Origin of the sequence: Pseudoalteromonas caenipelagi, assembly GCF_013140855.1 — a bacterium.
Taxonomy (GTDB): domain Bacteria; phylum Pseudomonadota; class Gammaproteobacteria; order Enterobacterales; family Alteromonadaceae; genus Pseudoalteromonas; species Pseudoalteromonas caenipelagi.
Genome location: NZ_JABBPG010000001.1, coordinates 745,803 through 764,237 on the forward strand (window position 1 = coordinate 745,803; position 18,435 = coordinate 764,237).

At 42.0% G+C, this 18,435-nt stretch carries 21 protein-coding genes and 7 tRNA genes; 5 read left to right on the plus strand and 23 right to left on the minus strand.

The window, feature by feature from the left end; all coding sequences use genetic code 11:
• Positions 1-94 precede the first annotated feature (94 nt).
• The 20 genes from HG263_RS03190 to aspS all read right to left on the minus strand — a co-directional run bounded on the left by HG263_RS03190 (position 95) and on the right by aspS (position 12,130).
• Positions 95-170 (minus strand) — tRNA-Lys (locus HG263_RS03190).
• A gap of 149 nt (positions 171-319) precedes the next feature.
• Positions 320-395 (minus strand) — tRNA-Lys (locus HG263_RS03195).
• 149 nt (positions 396-544) lie between these two features.
• Positions 545-620, minus strand: a tRNA-Lys gene (locus HG263_RS03200).
• A 27-nt stretch (positions 621-647) separates the two neighbouring features.
• Positions 648-723, minus strand: a tRNA-Lys gene (locus tag HG263_RS03205).
• Positions 724-752: 29 nt separating this feature from the next.
• Positions 753-828, minus strand: a tRNA-Lys gene (locus tag HG263_RS03210).
• Positions 829-848: 20 nt separating this feature from the next.
• Positions 849-924 (minus strand) — tRNA-Lys (locus HG263_RS03215).
• Between the two features lie 25 nt (positions 925-949).
• Positions 950-1,025: transfer RNA gene (locus HG263_RS03220), tRNA-Lys, on the minus strand.
• A gap of 152 nt (positions 1,026-1,177) precedes the next feature.
• Complete coding sequence (gene ybgF / locus HG263_RS03225; protein WP_171624620.1) at positions 1,178-1,939, minus strand: tol-pal system protein YbgF; 762 nt, start codon at positions 1,937-1,939, stop codon at positions 1,178-1,180.
• 17 nt (positions 1,940-1,956) lie between these two features.
• Positions 1,957-2,493, minus strand: a complete 537-nt coding sequence (gene pal, locus HG263_RS03230; protein WP_171624621.1) for a peptidoglycan-associated lipoprotein Pal — start codon at positions 2,491-2,493, stop codon at positions 1,957-1,959.
• A gap of 41 nt (positions 2,494-2,534) precedes the next feature.
• Complete coding sequence (gene tolB / locus HG263_RS03235; protein WP_171624622.1) at positions 2,535-3,890, minus strand: Tol-Pal system beta propeller repeat protein TolB; 1,356 nt, start codon at positions 3,888-3,890, stop codon at positions 2,535-2,537.
• A gap of 9 nt (positions 3,891-3,899) precedes the next feature.
• Complete coding sequence (gene tolA, locus HG263_RS03240; protein WP_171624623.1) at positions 3,900-4,838, minus strand: cell envelope integrity protein TolA; 939 nt, start codon at positions 4,836-4,838, stop codon at positions 3,900-3,902.
• Positions 4,839-4,840: 2 nt separating this feature from the next.
• A complete protein-coding gene (tolR, locus tag HG263_RS03245; protein ID WP_171624624.1) occupies positions 4,841-5,266 on the minus strand; it encodes a protein TolR in 426 nt (141 codons plus the stop codon).
• A 1-nt stretch (position 5,267) separates the two neighbouring features.
• Positions 5,268-5,957: a protein TolQ gene (gene tolQ / locus HG263_RS03250; RefSeq protein ID WP_171624625.1), complete on the minus strand. Its 690-nt coding sequence runs from the start codon at positions 5,955-5,957 to the stop codon at positions 5,268-5,270.
• 925 nt (positions 5,958-6,882) lie between these two features.
• A complete protein-coding gene (gene ruvB / locus HG263_RS03255) occupies positions 6,883-7,887 on the minus strand; it encodes a Holliday junction branch migration DNA helicase RuvB (protein WP_171624626.1) in 1,005 nt (334 codons plus the stop codon).
• A gap of 4 nt (positions 7,888-7,891) precedes the next feature.
• Positions 7,892-8,509 (minus strand): Holliday junction branch migration protein RuvA, encoded by a 618-nt coding sequence (ruvA, locus tag HG263_RS03260; RefSeq protein ID WP_171624627.1) that lies wholly within the window; start codon positions 8,507-8,509, stop codon positions 7,892-7,894.
• 8 nt (positions 8,510-8,517) lie between these two features.
• Entirely contained in the window at positions 8,518-9,039 is a 522-nt protein-coding gene (gene ruvC / locus HG263_RS03265) for a crossover junction endodeoxyribonuclease RuvC (RefSeq protein ID WP_171624628.1), read from the minus strand.
• 104 nt (positions 9,040-9,143) lie between these two features.
• The gene (locus HG263_RS22545; RefSeq protein WP_171624629.1) at positions 9,144-9,290 is read right to left on the minus strand and encodes a helix-hairpin-helix domain-containing protein; all 147 of its coding nucleotides are present in this window, start codon (positions 9,288-9,290) and stop codon (positions 9,144-9,146) included.
• A 1-nt stretch (position 9,291) separates the two neighbouring features.
• The gene (locus HG263_RS22550; protein ID WP_171624630.1) at positions 9,292-9,438 is read right to left on the minus strand and encodes a TfoX/Sxy family DNA transformation protein; all 147 of its coding nucleotides are present in this window, start codon (positions 9,436-9,438) and stop codon (positions 9,292-9,294) included.
• A 229-nt stretch (positions 9,439-9,667) separates the two neighbouring features.
• Positions 9,668-10,198, minus strand: a complete 531-nt coding sequence (locus HG263_RS03280) for a carbon-nitrogen hydrolase family protein (protein ID WP_216628335.1) — start codon at positions 10,196-10,198, stop codon at positions 9,668-9,670.
• Positions 10,199-10,354: 156 nt separating this feature from the next.
• Positions 10,355-12,130, minus strand: a complete 1,776-nt coding sequence (gene aspS / locus HG263_RS03285) for an aspartate--tRNA ligase (RefSeq protein WP_171624631.1) — start codon at positions 12,128-12,130, stop codon at positions 10,355-10,357.
• 169 nt (positions 12,131-12,299) lie between these two features.
• Between aspS and HG263_RS03290 the strand changes: the two genes are divergently transcribed.
• Together HG263_RS03290 and HG263_RS03295 are read left to right on the plus strand one after the other, a co-directional pair.
• Positions 12,300-13,148, plus strand: a complete 849-nt coding sequence (locus HG263_RS03290; protein ID WP_171624632.1) for a DUF72 domain-containing protein — start codon at positions 12,300-12,302, stop codon at positions 13,146-13,148.
• Positions 13,149-13,238: 90 nt separating this feature from the next.
• A complete protein-coding gene (locus HG263_RS03295) occupies positions 13,239-13,445 on the plus strand; it encodes a hypothetical protein (RefSeq protein WP_171624633.1) in 207 nt (68 codons plus the stop codon).
• A 102-nt stretch (positions 13,446-13,547) separates the two neighbouring features.
• Here the strand turns inward: HG263_RS03295 and HG263_RS03300 are convergent, their stop codons facing one another.
• Entirely contained in the window at positions 13,548-13,958 is a 411-nt protein-coding gene (locus HG263_RS03300) for a GFA family protein (RefSeq protein WP_171624634.1), read from the minus strand.
• Positions 13,959-14,037: 79 nt separating this feature from the next.
• Between HG263_RS03300 and HG263_RS03305 the strand changes: the two genes are divergently transcribed.
• On the plus strand, positions 14,038-14,541 hold the full coding sequence (locus tag HG263_RS03305) for a M48 metallopeptidase family protein (RefSeq protein ID WP_171624635.1): 504 nt from the start codon (positions 14,038-14,040) through the stop codon (positions 14,539-14,541).
• Here HG263_RS03305 and HG263_RS03310 read toward each other — a convergent pair.
• Both HG263_RS03310 and HG263_RS03315 read right to left on the minus strand, forming a co-directional pair.
• Positions 14,521-15,792: an oligosaccharide flippase family protein gene (locus HG263_RS03310; RefSeq protein ID WP_171624636.1), complete on the minus strand. Its 1,272-nt coding sequence runs from the start codon at positions 15,790-15,792 to the stop codon at positions 14,521-14,523. The two genes, HG263_RS03305 and HG263_RS03310, sit on opposite strands and share 21 nt — an antisense overlap.
• Positions 15,793-15,806: 14 nt before the next feature.
• On the minus strand, positions 15,807-16,496 hold the full coding sequence (locus HG263_RS03315) for a DUF3334 family protein (RefSeq protein WP_171624637.1): 690 nt from the start codon (positions 16,494-16,496) through the stop codon (positions 15,807-15,809).
• A gap of 117 nt (positions 16,497-16,613) precedes the next feature.
• Here HG263_RS03315 and cmoA point away from each other — a divergent pair, with 117 nt between their 5' ends.
• Together cmoA and cmoB are read left to right on the plus strand one after the other, a co-directional pair.
• Positions 16,614-17,339, plus strand: coding sequence for a carboxy-S-adenosyl-L-methionine synthase CmoA (gene cmoA / locus HG263_RS03320; RefSeq protein WP_171624638.1), 726 nt, complete (start codon positions 16,614-16,616; stop codon positions 17,337-17,339).
• A gap of 10 nt (positions 17,340-17,349) precedes the next feature.
• A complete protein-coding gene (gene cmoB, locus HG263_RS03325; protein ID WP_171624639.1) occupies positions 17,350-18,318 on the plus strand; it encodes a tRNA 5-methoxyuridine(34)/uridine 5-oxyacetic acid(34) synthase CmoB in 969 nt (322 codons plus the stop codon).
• Positions 18,319-18,435: the final 117 nt, after the last annotated feature.

Here is an 18,435-nt window from a genome sequence, read left to right on the forward strand (position 1 = left end):
TATACGTAAATGAGCGCAATAATCCTAGTCAAACACAGATTAAATGACACGCTAAAGAAATTAAAATGAAAGATAAAAGAAACTATGTATGAAGTGGTGGGTCATGATGGACTTGAACCATCGACCAATGGATTAAAAGTCCACTGCTCTACCAACTGAGCTAATGACCCGCTCTGAGTAAAAGTGCCACTAATTCATCCTGAAGCTTGGGACCGGCTCGTCTTCCTGACTCGCGTTCTCAACACTGCGAAACTGCGTTTCGTTTGTTGCTCACCCAACTGAGCTAATGACCCGCTCTGAGTATTGATATTATGGGAAATGGTGGGTCATGATGGACTTGAACCATCGACCAATGGATTAAAAGTCCACTGCTCTACCAACTGAGCTAATGACCCGCTCTGAGTAAAAGTGCCACTAATTCATCCTGAAGATTAGGACCGGCTCGTCTTCCTGACTCGCGTTCTCAACACTGCGAAACTGCGTTTCGTTTGTTGCTCACCCAACTGAGCTAATGACCCGCTCTATATCAATGGGGTGTTCTGAATGGTGGGTCATGATGGACTTGAACCATCGACCAATGGATTAAAAGTCCACTGCTCTACCAACTGAGCTAATGACCCGCTCGATATTCAAAACTGATTTGTAAATGGTGGGTCATGATGGACTTGAACCATCGACCAATGGATTAAAAGTCCACTGCTCTACCAACTGAGCTAATGACCCGCTCACGTTATCCTGAATTTTTGCATTGCTGGTGGGTCATGATGGACTTGAACCATCGACCAATGGATTAAAAGTCCACTGCTCTACCAACTGAGCTAATGACCCGCTCAATGCAAATATGTAAATGGTGGGTCATGATGGACTTGAACCATCGACCAATGGATTAAAAGTCCACTGCTCTACCAACTGAGCTAATGACCCGCTCGGATAACATTTACAAATTAAGTGGTGGGTCATGATGGACTTGAACCATCGACCAATGGATTAAAAGTCCACTGCTCTACCAACTGAGCTAATGACCCACTTAGTGCAGCATTTTGATTTGAACCAATCGCCTGCTGCGGGCGCTTATAATACTTATTTAAAAAATGAGTGCAACTGAAATACGTAGTTTTTTTCAGTTTTTATGTCTAAGCGCCTAATTTTAAACCATTGTGGTAAAAATTCATGCCATTTATATCTTTGCAAGACGTTCTGTGGCTAATTTAGCAGCAGTTGTACTTGGGTATTCAGATATCAAAGTATTCAGAATTTGCTTTGCAAGATCTGTTTTTTCCAGCTTCTCATACAAAGCACCTAGCTTTAACATAGCATCTGGGCGCTTATTAGAATCAGGAAATTGCTCAACGACCTTTTTAAAATGCACTAATGCATTATTATCATCATTTTTAATAGATAATAACTGCCCCAACCAATAATGTGCATTAGGAATATACACTGAATTAGGGAATGTGGTTAAAAAGCTCTGAAATTCAGGGATTGCTGCGTCATAGCGTTTGTCTTGCATTATCAAGGCAACAGCACGGTCATAGGCTTCATTTTCTGATAGATCGTTACTAAGAGCTTGCGACGCATCAGCAGGGTTAACTGCTGTAGCTGAAGCAGTATTGCTTTGGTCGTATACTTTTGAAACTCGGTTTTCAATCTCTTGATACAACTCTCGCTGGCGTTGCAATACTTTTTCAAGTTTATAGCTTTGCTCCTCAGTGACGCCACGTACTTGACTCACTTCGTCCTGAAGCAAATTAAGCTGCTGTTGCAGTTCAATTTGTAGTAGATTGCGAGTTTTCATCATTCGCTCTAATTGCGCAATACGTTGCTCAATAGAACCTGGAGTTGGGTTGTTTGCAGCCTCAGAAACAGGAGCGGGAGCAGCCCAAACTTGGGTGCTCCCGCTTAGTAACATCAGAGCTGCCAAAATAGTATTCGGCTTCATAATCTCTCTTTACTAAATTAGTATACAAGCACCGCGCGACGGTTTTTAGCAAATGCTTCTTCTGTGCGTGATTTGATCATTGGCTTCTCTTCACCATAGCTCACTACAGAAATTTGGCTTTGCGACACACCTAAGCTTTGTAGGTACTTAGATACTGCCTTACCACGGCTCTCGCCTAGTGCAATGTTGTACTCAGGCGTACCGCGCTCATCTGCGTGGCCTTCTACAAGTACTTTTACACTTGGGTTTTTAACTAAGAAGTCAGCGTGTGCTTGCAGTAATTCTGCATACTTGCTCTGAATAGTTGATTTATCAAAGTCAAAGTACACAATTTGCTCTTGACGCAATGCTTCGTATTTTTCGCGCAACTTTTCTTCTGCTGATTTTTCACGAGAAATAGTGTTAACGTCTACTTGATTGTTTGCATCGTTATTGGCAGCTTGATTGCTTTCATTTGCAGCACCTTCGTCAACACTTGAAGAAGAGCTACATGCCGCTAGCGTCATTACTGGTAGAGCCACCAATAGCGCTTTTAAAGTTTTGTTAAGTTGCATCGAGTATATTCCTATTTGTAAAATTCAAACCAGCAAAGTTGTTATAAAAATGGCGACCAGGCCGGAGCCTTCACTTGCCCATCTGAAACGGGAAGCCGCGCTTTAAATCGACCATCCATAGACACTAAAGCTAAAACCTGCTTATTATTGTGTAGCGTACTATAAATAATCATAGAGCCATTTGGTGCAATACTGGGAGATTCGTCTAAACGCGTTCTCGTCAATACTTGAAACAGCCCTGATCCTAATTCTTTTTTAGCGATGTGATACTTACCTAGCGTTCTGTTTACCATAACCAGCTGTTGTCCGTCTGGTGTTATGGAGCCTGCTAGATTCATATCACCGTCAAAAGTAATACGTTTTGACCTACCTGACTCTAAATTTAACTTATATATCTGGGCATTACCACCCCTTTCAGACGTATAGACAATTTCTTTCCCATTTGGGTGCCATGATGGTTCAGTATCTATGCTACGGTGCTTAGTCAAACGTCTTGTTTGTTTTGTTTTTAGGTCCATTACGTAGACTTCTGTTGCACCACCGGCATCTTTAGAAAGTACAATCAATAACTTTGTACCGTCAGGTGAAAATTGTGGCGCACCATTAATGCCAGGAAAGCTAGTTAAAATCTCGCGTTTACCCGTGTATAAGTCTTGAAGAATGATCTGTGATTGGCGGTTTTCAAAAGTCACATACGCAAGTTTATTGCCATCGGGTGACCAAGCGGGTGACATCAATGGCTCTTTTGAACGCAGCAGCACTTGCTCGTTATAACCATCATAGTCAGCCACTACCAATTGATATGGTTTTTCTTCGCCGTCACGCACAATCACGTAAGCTATCTTGGTACGGAATGCGCCGCGCTCACCGGTCAATGCTTGATACACTACATCACTGATTTGATGCGCATAGCGCCTAAAACCATCACTAGTGATGATGCTTTGCCTTGCTTCTTTTATATGATCCTGACTTTTCATAAGTTGACCATTGCTCATCATACGGGTTTCACCACCCGTTATTTGCGCACGGATAACATCAATCAACTCATACTTTACTAGGTAGCGACCACCAGGCTGCTGTTCGATAGAACCAACCACAATTGCTTCTACACCTTTATTAACCCATGCATTGTAATCAACATCTTCATCGTTGGTAGGCATTTGTGGCATATCTGCCAAATCAAGTGGCTTGAATTTACCGCTACGCATTAAATCAGCGGCAATCACCTCACTTAACTGCGATGGCACTTGGCCAACACCATTATAGTTAAACGGTACTATGGCTATTGGGCGTGCACTGTCGATGCCCTCTGTAATGACAATTTCAAGCGCTGCGTTGGCAACACCTTGCAAGCCAAAAGCAACTATGATTAACAAGGTTTTCAATCGGTTAAACATGAGCTTCCTTTATAAATTAGGTTTAATTGTTAGATTAATATTTTTAAGCTGTTCAAACACGTCTTTCTCTTTTGACACTGGCAACGTATCCGCCATCCGTACTGCTCTAAGCGCAGCGTCACAGACTATCTTATCGCCCCCTAAAGAAGTAACACTGGTAACCAGACCATTAAATGCTAATCGAATATTCACACGGCATTCTTTGCCACGCATTTTTTCATCCGTTAGCAGGTTTTGTTGAATACGTTGTGTGATCAAAGCCTGATACTTCTCTACTTCTGTCAATACTTGTTGCTGACGAATTCTAGCTCGAGCAGCTTGCTCTTTTGCCAGTTGTTCTTGCAACATTTTTTCTTCTAGTGCTTTTTGACGTGCTCTTTCAGCCTCTTGCGCCTTGCGCTTTTCTTCAGCCTCACGACGTTTTCTTGCCTCTTCCGCTTTTCGCAGAGCATCTTCTTCTGCTTTGCGCTTTTGCGCTGCTGCTTTCGCCGCTTTTTCAGCTGCTAATGTTTCTTGCTGCGCCTTTTGCGCTTGCTCGCGTTGCTTCTTCTCTATCGCGCGGGCTTTTCTAGCTTGCGCTTCTGCTTTGCGTTTCTCTTCTTCTTTTGCAAGACGTTGCTGCTCAAGTTTTTTGATCCTGCGCGCTTCAGCTTCTCGCTCTTTTCTTGCTTGTACAGCACGGCGTTCTAGATCACGTATACGTTTCTCTTCAGCCTTTTTTTGTGCATCTTCTTTTTGTTTCAGCTCTGCTATTTTCTTTTCAACAGCATTTTGGTCTACTGAAATCGCCGACACGATATTCTCTGATGGTTCGCTTTGTGGCGCATTCAGTGTCACCTCCATCACAGTAGGTGTTGGCGTTTCAAATGTCGCGCTAGCAAACAAAAAACCGGCAATCGCTAAGTGCAAAAGAAAAGATTTCAATAACCCACTTTGTAACGAGTCCATGGCTATTCCTCAAACGATTTCGTCATTAAGCCAACCGATGGCACACCCGCATTTTTCAAAAAGTCCATAAGCAACAGCACTTCTTGATACGACACTTTCCCTGAACCTTTAATCATGACCGGCGTATCCGGATTTTGTTGTAATTTCAGTTTTATGATTGCGGCCACTTCAACTGCATCCATGGGCGCTTCAGGATCTGTCCCTACACTCACATAGTAACGACCTTCAGCGTCTATACTCGCAATAATCGGCGGAGCATCTTTGGTTTCAACCAAGTCAGACTCCTGCATTTGTGGCAAGTCAACTTTTACACCATGCGTGATCAAAGGTGCTGTGGCCATAAAAATAATCAGCAGCACCAACATGACATCTATATATGGTACAACGTTTATTTCAGCTACTTGGCGACGTTTTTTCCGCACATACATGTTACTTTGCCTCGACTGAGTTTGTAGCTTGGCGGTGCAGGATATTAGAAAACTCTTCCATAAAATTAACGTACTGAGTCTCTGCAACTTCTACATTTTTCGCAAAGCGGTTGTAGGCAATAACGGCAGGTATCGCAGCGAATAGGCCCATTGCAGTTGCAATCAAAGCTTCCGCTATACCTGGTGCTACCATTTGCAAAGTTGCCTGTTTCACCTCGCCAAGTGCGATAAATGCGTTCATTATCCCCCACACAGTACCAAACAACCCGATATAAGGGCTGATCGATCCTACTGTTGCCAAGAAAGATAAACCAGATTCTAGTTTTTCAACTTCTCTTGATAACGCTACCCGCATTGAACGGTGGGTGCCCTCAATAACCATGCCAGCAGAAGGAGAGTTACTTTTTTTATGGCGCGCAAACTCTTTGAATCCAGCAATAAACAAAGCTTCTAAGCCAGCAGCTGGCGTAACTTTACTAGTTACTTCACCGTAGAGCTTACTAAGGTCTATTCCCGACCAAAACCTTTTCTCAAATTCCTTTGCTTCATTGACGGCTTTACGAATAATTCCTTTGCGTTGAAAAATAATGGCCCAAGAGGCAATCGACATCCCAACCAGTGTTAGCATCACAAGTTGCACCAACAAACTTGCTTTTAAAATAAGATCAATAAAATTGAGTCCCGATTCCACTTTATTCTACTCCTAACGATTGTATCTTGGCTTTTAAACCACAAAATCACTCTATTGACTGTAAGCGGCTATAAAGATTCAGTTAGTTTACTCACACATGCCTGTGCTTACAATCTCATTACCATGAAATACAGCTATTTGGCGACAAAGTACGCAAAAATATAACAAACCACTAAAGCCATGCCTATTTTTAATGCAAAAGGATGGGGTTTTATATTTCCTGCACTTTTTATGATGCGTATTTATTATTAGTAACTGCATAAATCTACGTCTTTATGCATAAATCACGAATAAACTCGCATAACCTTATTGGTAAGACCAATTAACAACAAATAAACTAATACTCACAAAAAGAACAAAAATAATACAAGCAACTTAAAAACAACAAGTTACAACATCATCAAGTACATTATTTCAGCAGATGAGAAATAACATCATTTTCTTGATATTAGTTTTTTTAATTTGAAAATTAAATTTTTCTAGTTTGATAGAATGTCTAAACACATTTAATATACACCCTGTACTGAGCAAGCAGCATGGGTCATGCAAAAGCACAGTTTTAGTAATATGATTTCTGATTTGTCGTATTACTGTTGATAAATGGACTTGGGATAAAACCTAAACTCATTTATCAGTTCCCTGGATTACTTCCTTCAACTTGTTGTTTTGCCCGCTATCTTAGCGGGCTTTTTTTTGCCTAAAATTTCCGCCAAGTCTACGCAAGCAGCATTAACGCTAACTGAAGAGCATGAAACCGACGATTGTAAACAGTGTGAAAAGCCCCGTAATAAGAGGATATATTGACCATTTGAGCTAATTTTTTGCAGCTGAGCGTGACTTTTTATACGGGCGTTGAGAGTTGGCTACTTTACCTGAGCATGCGGGACACATAAGCCACAAACAAAGCATGAAGGGTCAACAGACCCTAAGCTTGAGGCGTTAAATTAAAGTGTAAATAGGCTGCATTCGACGCAATACGGCCTCGGGGTGTTCGTTGGATAAACCCTTGTTGAATTAAAAATGGCTCAATGACATCTTCTATGGTTTCTCGCTCTTCACCGATAGCCGCAGCTAAGTTATCCAAACCAACCGGCCCCCCGGTGAATTTTTCAATAATCGCGAGCAAATACTTTCTATCCATATAGTCAAAGCCACATTTATCAACATCAACCATTTCTAGCGCCTGCTGAGCTATCTCAGCTGAGACTTTGCCATCCCCTTTGACCTGAGCAAAATCACGCACGCGTCTGAGTAAACGATTTGCTATACGAGGCGTACCTCGAGAACGCTTTGCTACTTCATCGGCTCCTTCTGGGCTGATTGTAAGGTCTAAGTAGTATGCTGAGCGTGAAATAATCGTCGACAAATCTGCAACTGAGTAAAACTCCAAGCGTTGTACAATCCCAAACCGGTCTCTTAAAGGTGATGTTAATGAGCCTGCTCGAGTCGTTGCGCCTATCAATGTAAACGGTGGTAAATCGAGCTTAATTGACCGCGCAGCGGGCCCCTCTCCTATCATGATATCTAACTGATAGTCTTCCATCGCAGGATATAGTATTTCTTCTACTTGTGGACTGAGCCTATGTATCTCATCGATAAATAATACATCGCCTTCTTCAAGATTAGTAAGCAATGCAGCTAAGTCTCCAGCTTTTTCAAGCACAGGTCCTGACGTTGTTTTAATATTTACTTTAAGTTCATTGGCAACAATATTTGCCAATGTCGTTTTACCGAGCCCTGGAGGACCAAAAATAAGCAAATGATCTAACGCTTCTTCTCTTGTGCGTGCAGCTTCGATGAAAATCTCCATCTGCTTTTTAACATGTGGCTGGCCAGTATAATCACTCAGTAACTTTGGGCGTATCGCTCTGTCTACGACATCTTCATTACCCTGTACTTCTGGCTCTATTAATCTATCGGCTTCTATCATAATGTTACATCATTGATTTGAGCGCTTCTTTTATCAACGCTTCAGTACTCATATTTGGCTGTGACACACTCTTTACTGCTTTTTGTGCTTGCGCTAGCTTGTAGCCCAAAGCAACTAACGCAGCAATCGCGTCGTCTGCAGGGGTATCCTCAACCGTTGGATTTTGCATTGGCTCAAGTATAGCTGAATCACTAAACGGCGTGAGCAAGTCATGGGCAAAGTTTTTCAGTCTATCTTTCATCTCAAGCACTAAACGTTCAGCTGTTTTTTTACCCACCCCAGGAATTTTAACTAACGTGGTCGCATCTTCATTATTAACGCACTGAATAAACTGCTCAGCTGACATGCCTGACAAAATAGCAAGACCAAGTTTGGGGCCAACACCATTTGCTTTAATCAGCTCTCTGAATAACGCCCTTTCTTTTTTATGATTAAAGCCAAATAGCAATTGTGCGTCTTCACGAACCACAAAATGAGTATAAACAGCTGCTTGCTCACCAACTTTGGGCAATTCATAAAAACAAGTCATAGGCATTTGCACTTCATAACCAATACCCGATACATCAAGCAATATTTCAGGCGGTTGTTTTTCTAATAAAATGCCGCTAAGTCTTCCAATCATGATAAGTCCTATCTTAGTCTTCTACGTACTGTTTTCGTCGCGCTACCCGCTAGACGAATTAAGCTTTGTTCTGAGTGAGCATGGCATATTGCGATGGCTAAAGCATCTGCCGCATCAGCTTGTGGTGTACCGGGCAATTTTAAAATACGTTTGACCATTTCTTGAACTTGCGATTTTTGCGCAGCGCCCGTACCAACTACAGCCTGTTTAACTTGCCGTGCTGAGTATTCACTCACAGCCACATTTTGCATCGTTGCAGCAACGATTGCTGCACCACGCGCTTGCCCTAGCTTTAAAGCTGAATCAGGGTTATGCGCCATAAACACTTGCTCGATAGCAAAACTTGTTGGAGAAAACTGTTCAATTAACTGACTTACTCCTTGGTAAATCATTTTTAAGCGGGTTGGAAAGTCATGTTCGCCGAGTTTAATACAGCCACTGCCAAGATATTGAAACTTAGCACCATGATGGTTGATCACTCCATAACCTGTAAATCGGGATCCAGGGTCTATGCCTAAAATAACAGCCAATGCATCTACTCTTTTTTTTATCTAACGGCATAATGCCAAAATACTGTATGAATTACCAGTTATAAATCAGGATAAACCACGGCTCAATACTTTCAAAAGCAAATTCATTTATGAGTATCGGGTTTGTTGCTATACAAGCGTTTTTCTACTTCTTCGTGCTCCTCCAAAGCCATCATGAGTGCTACTTTTTGGTTGTTTGCAATATCTAGCCAATGTCGATTTTGAAGCACACCTTCAAATGCATAGAGCATATTAACGCTCACCGGCAACAACACTTGACCTTAAATATGCTCTGACTGAGCCAATCCGTCTGAGTATTTCAACAGAATCTACGCCTGCATCTAAAAGCATCTGCTCAGATTCAGCGCCCAGCCCGGGTAAGTCAGTAAGTTTTACCATAGCACCTTTGCATCGCTTTTAGGTTTATACTAATTTGCCGTTATTCATCTTCGATTGTATATAAAAAGCAACCCTCACCTTTAGTGCTACTGCTCATGACACATTCACCACTAGCATTATAAACACTGTTATTACCCGCTGATAACCAACCACCCGTTATGGAAATGTGATTACTCAAAAATACTGGGAGTTGATGGCGTCTGGCAATGTTTGCCAATATCTCTGAGTCTTACGCAAAGCCACTTTTTGAAATCAATGCGCTAACCACATAAGCATCTGCACCAGCAGCAACAGCATTGGCTACATGCACTGGATTGGTAAAATCGGCACATATCGCCAGTCCTATTTTGTAACCTCGTACCTCAAATACGCAGTCATCAACACCTGCAGTGCAGTAACGCTCTTCACCTGTGTGTAAAAACTGCTTGTGGTAAAATTCAACTCGACCATCAGCAAAACAAATCACTGCACCAATGGTCGTTTTACCATTTGCCAGCAATGGGCACCCTGCAATAATTGTTACCCCCTGCTCAATCGCCATTTTTGATAGCGCGAGAAAGTTATCACGCTTTGCGTCAACAGCCAGTTTTTGGAGTAAGTCTAGCTCGTATCCAATCAACGACAATTCGGGAAAAACAACTAAATGTGCGCCCAGTTCACTTGCTTGCTTAACCATTGCTATGTGAGCATTTAAATTTGCAACAAAGTTTCCTTTTTCTATTTCAACTTGCACCAAACAAACGGATAAATTTCTTTTCATTTTGTATTCTACTTTGCAGCTACGTTTTACTTATTTACTCGTGTAATACTAAGCCGTAGAGCCCCTAAGTACTCAAGTGCTTCAAATTGTCTAGCTTTAGCAACGGCAAAAACAAAAAAGGCGGCCGAAGCCGCCAATTTATCTAAAACTAAAAAGTTACTCACTCGCGAGTTGTGCTTGCTCAACACTGATAGCTAGCTCTTTAAGCGCATCAGGGTTTGCGATACTTGGCGCGTTGGTCATTAAACATGACGCCTGTGTTGTTTTCGGGAATGCGATCACATCACGAATATTATCAGTGCCACAAAGCAACATCACTAAACGGTCCAGACCAAATGCAAGACCTGCATGTGGTGGCGTACCGTATTTTAATGCATCCAACAAGAAGCCAAACTTATCTTGTTGCTCTTGCTCATTAATACCTAAAATTCTAAATGCCGCTTGTTGCATTTCATTGTTGTGAATACGAACGGAACCACCGCCTACTTCATAGCCATTTAGAACCATATCGTATGCATCTGAAATAGCCCCTGCAGGGTTTGCTTCTAGCTCTGCAGCCGTGATGTCTTTTGGTGCAGTGAATGGGTGGTGAACTGCATGCAGCATCCCTTCGTCATCTTCTTCAAACATTGGGAAATCAACCACCCAAAGCGGCGCCCATTTGTTTAAGTCTGTTAGTTCAAGGTCAAGACCTACTTTCAAACGTAATGCACCCATTGCTTCATTAACTACATTGCGCTTGTCTGCGCCAAACAAAATAATGTCGCCCGTTTGTGCATTGGTACGCTCAAGAAGTGCAGTAATCACGTCTTCACTCAAAAATTTAGCGATAGGTGACTGCACACCTTCCATGCCCGCATCACGGTCATTTACCTTCATCCAAGCAAGACCTTTAGCACCGTAGATCCCAACAAATTTAGTGTATTCGTCAATTTGCTTACGAGAAAGCTGCGCACCACCTGGCACTGTTAGCACAGCCACGCGGCCTTTTTCATCATTTGCAGGCGCAGCTAAAACTTTAAACTCTACGTCTTTTACAAGATCAGCAACATCAACAAGTTCCATCGGGTTACGTAAATCAGGCTTGTCTGACCCAAAACGACGCATTGCTTCGCTATACGCCATAACTGGGAACTGACCTAAATCTACATTGAGTAGTTCTTGCCACATTTCACGAATTAACTGCTCAGTAACTGCACGTACTTGATCAGAGGTCATGAATGAAGTTTCAATATCGATTTGCGTAAATTCAGGCTGGCGGTCAGCGCGTAAGTCTTCGTCTCGGAAACATTTTACGATTTGGTAGTAACGGTCAAAACCCGACATCATCAGCAACTGCTTAAATAGCTGCGGCGACTGCGGAAGCGCGTAGAAGCTGCCTTTATGAACACGACTTGGGACTAAATAGTCACGTGCCCCTTCTGGCGTTGCTTTGGTAAGCACGGGTGTTTCAATATCCAAAAAGTCGTTACTATCTAAGAAACGACGTACAAAGCTACTGGCTTTAGCACGAAGCTTAATACGGTCGCTCATCTCTAAACGACGTAAGTCTAGGTATCGATACTTAAGACGACGCTCTTCAGAGTTTTGCTGGTTAAAGTCAAGTGGTAATGGCTCTGCACGGTTGATGATAGTCAAACCAGTGCCTAATATTTCCACTTCACCGGTTGCCATATCTTTATTCACTTGGCTCTCTGGGCGAGCACGAACAGTCCCCTTAACCTGAACACAAAATTCTTGACGTAATGTATTTGCTACATCCATCAACCCTTCAACTTCAGGGTCAAATACAACTTGCACTAACCCTTCACGGTCGCGCAAATCGATAAAAATTAGGCCACCTAAATCACGGCGTTTGTTGATCCAACCGCATAGTTCTACTTCTTGTCCAACGTGACTTTTGTTTAAGTTTCCGCAATATATTGAGCGCATAGTCTTCCTGTCTCTCAGTTACGCTAAGTGGTAACTGGCATTAATATGAAAAATTATCGGCGATTATATAAAAATACCCGTCTCAATGTCATCCTTGATTCTATTTAGTTTCCAAATTTCGCTAACTTTATTACACTAGCGCCATCAATTAGACGCCTAAAATATAGATATGTTATACCTTGGCTGCCCACAGTGGAGCTCAGCACACTGGAAAGGACGCTTTTTTACCAATCATTGCCCAAACAATAAAATGCTCAGTGAATATGCGCATATTTTTAACTCGGTAGAAGGTAATACCAGCTTTTATGCTGATCCCAAGCCCAGCACGATTGAAAAATGGCGCGCTGATGTACCTGATGACTTTCGTTTTACCTTTAAGATCCCCAAACGTTTCTCACATGAAATGGCGCTACAAAACTGCCATCAAGCGCTCAGCGCTTGGCTTAACTTATTTGAGCCAATTTTTGAAAAGCTCGGTATGATTATGCTGCAACTACCTAAATCCTGCGGACCGGAGTATTTGTCTAGAATTGTTGAATTTTGTCAGTTATTACCCAAAGAGCTAAATCTTGGTATCGAGATACGTCATTTGGGTTTTTTTGATAAAACAGATAATGAACGGCGATTTAATCAATTTTTGATGGCCAACAATTACGACCGCATTATGATGGATACCCGCCCACTGTTCAGTGAACCGGCTACGACTCCCGCAATCATTGACGCACAGCAAAAGAAGCCTAAAGTACCCTTACATGTCATAGCAACAGGTAACTCGCCAGTTATACGCTATGTAGGCTGTTCTAATTTACAAGCCAATCGTACTTTTTACAGCCCTTGGCTGAAAAAAATTAACCACTGGCTCGATGAAGGCAAGACTCCCTATGTGTTTTTTCATACCGCTGATAACTATGATGCCCCACTGTTGGCCAAGCAATTTATCACTGATTTAAACAGAGAAGGCACCCAGCTAGGTGCTTTTCCAGCTCAAAAACAACCTCAACAAACTAGCTTCCTTTAACAAAATTACCAGCTGTTAAAAGTAACAGGTTTTCCTGTTGTGTTAAGCGATGTAACAATGCAAGTGATTATTAACTAGAAGGAAATTAATATGTTGAAATTAAATAAAAAAAACATGAAAACACTATCTCACGATAACCAAGTGTTACCGCAACAGGTAACTCAAAGAGTAGCAGGGGGATTGCCTACTAAAGAAAAAGATACAAGATCAGACGTACATACCTCAATAAGAGCCGCTGGAACTGATTTTGGAGGAAACTCTCGCGCATCAGATTGCTGTTTTGCTTCTATTCGATAACGACGTCTAGAAGTTTAGTAGAAACCCGTGAAAATTGGTTTCTACCTCTAGACCCCTAATTGTACATCAAGCCTTATACAAATATATGGCTTTAGCGAGGGGTTACTTCATTCGACTCGGTTCAAATTCATTATATCTAGGTAGCTTTGCATCCAAATCATCCCAGCTCGCTTTGCTAGTTACAAAGTTATGAGACATCGGGCGTTCGCTAATATCAGTGTCTAAAATTCCTAAGCGCAGACGTAGTTTTTCAGGTAAGTCACTATTGGAACTAAACAAAGGAGATGCACAGTGAGCACAAAAATGACGCTTTCGTCCCAACTTGAACTCAAAGTACTTAATATGCTCCTGTCCTTTTATAATTTTTAGTTCATTCGTATTCACAAATCCGTTAGTGGCATACGCTGTCCCCGTAGATTTTCGGCATAATGAACAGTGACAATGAATGATATCGCTAATTTTCCCAGTAATTTGCAGTTCAACTTGACCACATAAACAGCTTGCTTGATACACCCTGTACTCCTTGAAGTAATTCGTGTTTATTTTTTTATGCATTATACTGCTCGCATTTATTTGTACCAGAGATATACACATGGACTTTGCGCGTTATTTTGTTCACTACCCAGAAGGCATTCAATCACAGGTTGAACAGCTCATTACCTCAGGGCAGCTCAAGCAGTATTTTGAACGTAAGTACCCTAATGCACATCAATTGCAAAATGAAAAAGCACTGTATGAGTTTACCAACCAACTCAAGCAGCGTTATTTAAAAAATGCACCAAAGCTCAATAGTGTAAAGTATAAAAAGCAAGCTGATTTGGTGAAAAATGCGTTAGGTACGCACACATTTAAAAGTCATCAACATGGGGGAAAACTCAAGGCTAAACACGAAATAGCCATTGCTGCACAGTTAAAGCAAGCACCAGAAGCATTATTAAAAGTACTTGTCGTGCATGAATTAGCGCACTTTAAAGAAAAAGATCACAACAAAGCGTTTTATCAACTTTGTTGTCATATGGAGCCTGACTATCATCAACTAGAATTAGACTTACGGCTATTTTTAGTACTGCAGGAATTAGAGCTGAGCTTTTACTGATGCTGGCATATAGCCCAGCATACAAAACCCTGACAAATAGCCACAGCGATATACAAACCAAGCGCGCAAACAAGTGCCAAGAATAAATCCAAAAGCAAATGCACTTACAAGCCCTATTAAACCAAAATGTGCTTGTAAATACCATGCAAGCATCACTGTGATGGTTGTCGCAAACAGCAAAACCCATAAATTGTATATCGGATTACCAATGAGTTTTATGGCTGTTGCGCTACACATTCTCAAAGGCGTGACTAACTGAGCAATCAGCAATATGACCAGCATGGTGTGACCTGACTGTAATTCTGGCTCATGGTACAACACCAGTAATGGATAGGCGATAAGCATCAATACACCCACAAACACCGAATTACATAGCCAAAACAAACGCATTAACTGACCGATCCTTGCCTCATCTAAACGCTTTTCTAGTAATATTGGCTTTAATAGCACCGCAAACGCATTGGACAAAATTGCCATAAGCCCAGCGATGACAACTGCAGGGTAAAATACACTCACCGCTTTTGGGCCAAGCCAATGATGTACCAACAACACGTCAAGCTTTGCAACTAAAGCAGCCCCCGCGCCACTGGCTAATAAAGAAAGCGAAGAAGTACACCAATGCTTGGTTTTAAATTGTGGTTTATGCTGCTGTAGCAAAGGAAAAATTAAAACAAACTGCAGGATAACAACCATACCAATACTGAGTACGAGTGCTTGACACACAGTTGCTAAGTGCAACTGTCCATGTTGCCAATATAGATAGGCACAGGTTAAAGCTGTGCATATTTCAAATAAACATTGCTGCGTTAGTAAGCCCCGGCGCTTTTTGTCCAACGCCAGTAAAAATGCGGCCTGACATTGCATGAGTGCACCCAATGGTACAATTAACAACAAATATTCCAAATGTTCATTGGCCAATTGGTGAGGTGAAAAGTAAGCATACCCCAAGATTACTGAAGCTGAAAAAATCCCCCCGAATACGAGCGCAACAGCAAAGTACACCCGCTTAAGACCGTGCAAAAGGGCATATTCTTGGCTTTTATATAACGGGTGCGCCAAGCGCATCAATGAGGATGAAAACCCCATACTGGCGGGCAGCAGCAGTACTTCACATAAGGCCAGTAAGGCCGCAAAAGTGCCGAAATGTTCGGCACCCATAAACTTGGCTAACATCAGCGTCATTACCACGCGGCTTATATGGTTAAGGCCGGTGAATGTACTGATAGATAGGACTTTTTTTAAAACATCCATTTATTGAAAAAGAATTACAGACCTAACTCCGACATAAAATCATCGTCTGCCGTATCATCGGCGTTGTCTTTTGCTTTTTTCTCTTCCTTTTTAGCGTCTTTAGCAGCCTGACTGGCGATAATGGTATCAGGGTCGACCGATTCAGCAATATCAAAGTCATGCAATTTGATGAACTCTGTTTTGTCCATCGCAAGCTCTAGATAGAAAATATTCTGATTCTGCGTTGTAAAGGTAACGCGTCGAGCTTGAGGGCGGTCCATCGTAGTATCGACTGAAATTTGCACCTGCTTGTTGATGGCCATCATCTTCGGTTGGTTTTGTGTAATTGAGGTATGCAGCTGCTCGCGCACTTTGCTCGTAAAGTCACCCACAATCTGGTTCATCAATTCACCCATAACATTGGATACATCGTCTGATAGATGGCTGCTCGCAATTTCACTCTCAGGCATGCCCATGTTACGCATGTAATCTTGGTAAATTTCCATTGCGGCTTGCGCGGTAAAGTTAGTTACGACAAGCCCGGTAAAACCACCATCGAACAACACAAAACAACCAATGTCTGGACGCATACATGTTCGTGTGATCTTTTGTACCATGGCAGAATATGCGATTTGATTTCCACTTGCTGATGACAGTACCTCAGTCACTGAGCGACATAAGGTTGACAATATGTCTTCTGTACTAACCACTTTATTTTTCGTCATTATTTGTCTCTTTGCTTACTTCTTTTTATTAATAGTAGCCAAGCTACTCAATTTATCACTGACTATCCAGTATAAAATGTTAAAATAGCATGATTATTTGGCAAGAGAGAAAAAATTGTGACTGGCAAAGACAGTATTTATGCCACTGAGCAGCAAGTAAAAGACTTCAGTTTTGATGCCAACGTCGTTGAAGTGTTTCCTGACATGATCCAACGCTCTGTACCGGGCTATGCAACAATCGTAAGTACCATGGGTAAACTCGCAGGACAGTATGCGCAAAGCAACTCAAATTTATACGATTTAGGCTGCTCGCTCGGCGCGGTGACGCTGAGTATGCGTCGAAACATTGCAAAAGAGAACTGCGAAATAATTGCAGTAGATAATTCAAAAGCCATGGTTGAGCGCTGTAAAATGCACTTAAGTGGCTTCAAGTCTGATGTACCTGTGAGCGTACAACTTGGCGATATCACTGAGCTTGAAATCGAAAATGCCAGTGTTGTAGCAATGAACTTTACATTGCAATTTATTCCAAAAGAGCAACGTGAAGCTGTGTTAACCAGTATCTATCGCGGCCTAAAGCCGGGTGGCGTTCTACTTTTAAGTGAAAAAGTTAAAGGTGAAACCGATCAACAGGATAATTTGCTTATCGATCTGCACCATGATTTTAAACGTCACAATGGCTATTCTGAATTAGAGATCAGCCAAAAGCGTACTGCGATTGAAAATGTCATGCGACCAGACCGTTTAAGCACACATATGACGCGATTAGAAAAAATAGGCTTTAAACAAACTCAAGTTTGGTATCAATGTTTTAACTTTTGCTCACTAGTAGCAATTAAATAACGGAGCAAAAATGCACGCTTGGTTCACCGATTTTTATGCTGCCATAGCAAAAAGCCCATTAAGTCATTGGCTGGATACGTTGCCTGCACAATTGACGCATTGGCAAAATGAAGCCCAACATGGCGATTGGCCACAATGGGAAAAAGTCCTTAAAAATTTACCTGAGTCAAATACAGCTCATATAAATATTCAAGATAGAGTCGAATTTGGTTTATCTGACGAGCTTTCTGATGGACACAAAAAGCAGCTTACCCACTTACTAAAACGCATGATGCCATGGCGTAAAGGCCCCTTTAATATTCATGGTATTGATATTGACACTGAATGGCGCAGCGATTGGAAATGGGACCGACTTTTGCCACACATTAGTGATTTGCATGGTCGTACCGTATTAGATATTGGCTGTGGCTCGGGTTATCACTTATGGCGAATGCGCGGTGCTGGCGCAAACTTTGTGGTGGGCATTGACCCTTCTGATCTGTTTTTATCACAGTTCCAAGCGATAAAACATTTCAACCCAGACCCAAACGTACACTTGTTGCCTTTAGGTGTTGAGCAACTGCCACAGCTTAAAGCGTTTGATACCGTGTTTTCAATGGGAGTGCTATACCACCGCCGTTCACCTATCGACTTTTTAGCACAGCTAAAAGCGCAATTACGCGCAGGTGGTGAGCTGGTGCTAGAAACTTTGGTGATTGAAGGCGATGTGAACACCGTGTTAGTGCCAACCGATCGCTACGCAAAAATGCGCAACGTATGGTTTATTCCCAGTACCGATGCATTAACATTATGGCTACAGCGAGTTGGCTTTAAAGATATCAAAGTAGTGAACAAAGACGTAACCTCTTTGGATGAGCAACGTCGCACCGAGTGGATGCAAACCGAATCATTGGCCGACTTTTTAGACCCAAGCGATCCGAGTAAAACCATTGAAGGTTACCCCGCCCCACTACGTGCTATTTTGACCGCCAAAGCATAACCACTTTTAACTTGGAGGGCATGATATCAGCCCTCCTGCATTTACCCAATATCGTCCCTCGCCTAATTTGTCATATTTCAGCTAGCCCCAAATTGCCAATTGTTGTAAAATACGCGC

Bases quoted from the DNA above. Each gene is read 5' to 3' on its own strand.
- ybgF (WP_171624620.1), bottom strand. From the start codon at position 1,939: ATGAAGCCGAATACTATTTTGGCAGCTCTGATGTTACTAAGCGGGAGC.
- pal (WP_171624621.1), bottom strand. From the start codon at position 2,493: ATGCAACTTAACAAAACTTTAAAAGCGCTATTGGTGGCTCTACCAGTA.
- tolB (WP_171624622.1), bottom strand. From the start codon at position 3,890: ATGTTTAACCGATTGAAAACCTTGTTAATCATAGTTGCTTTTGGCTTG.
- tolA (WP_171624623.1), bottom strand. From the start codon at position 4,838: ATGGACTCGTTACAAAGTGGGTTATTGAAATCTTTTCTTTTGCACTTA.
- tolR (WP_171624624.1), bottom strand. From the start codon at position 5,266: ATGTATGTGCGGAAAAAACGTCGCCAAGTAGCTGAAATAAACGTTGTA.
- ruvB (WP_171624626.1), bottom strand. From the start codon at position 7,887: ATGATAGAAGCCGATAGATTAATAGAGCCAGAAGTACAGGGTAATGAA.
- ruvA (WP_171624627.1), bottom strand. From the start codon at position 8,509: ATGATTGGAAGACTTAGCGGCATTTTATTAGAAAAACAACCGCCTGAA.
- HG263_RS22545 (WP_171624629.1), bottom strand. From the start codon at position 9,290: ATGCTCTATGCATTTGAAGGTGTGCTTCAAAATCGACATTGGCTAGAT.
- HG263_RS22550 (WP_171624630.1), bottom strand. From the start codon at position 9,438: ATGGTAAAACTTACTGACTTACCCGGGCTGGGCGCTGAATCTGAGCAG.
- HG263_RS03280 (WP_216628335.1), bottom strand. From the start codon at position 10,198: ATGAAAAGAAATTTATCCGTTTGTTTGGTGCAAGTTGAAATAGAAAAA.
- aspS (WP_171624631.1), bottom strand. From the start codon at position 12,130: ATGCGCTCAATATATTGCGGAAACTTAAACAAAAGTCACGTTGGACAA.
- HG263_RS03290 (WP_171624632.1), top strand. From the start codon at position 12,300: ATGTTATACCTTGGCTGCCCACAGTGGAGCTCAGCACACTGGAAAGGA.
- HG263_RS03295 (WP_171624633.1), top strand. From the start codon at position 13,239: ATGTTGAAATTAAATAAAAAAAACATGAAAACACTATCTCACGATAAC.
- HG263_RS03305 (WP_171624635.1), top strand. From the start codon at position 14,038: ATGGACTTTGCGCGTTATTTTGTTCACTACCCAGAAGGCATTCAATCA.
- HG263_RS03310 (WP_171624636.1), bottom strand. From the start codon at position 15,792: ATGGATGTTTTAAAAAAAGTCCTATCTATCAGTACATTCACCGGCCTT.
- HG263_RS03315 (WP_171624637.1), bottom strand. From the start codon at position 16,496: ATGACGAAAAATAAAGTGGTTAGTACAGAAGACATATTGTCAACCTTA.
- cmoB (WP_171624639.1), top strand. From the start codon at position 17,350: ATGCACGCTTGGTTCACCGATTTTTATGCTGCCATAGCAAAAAGCCCA.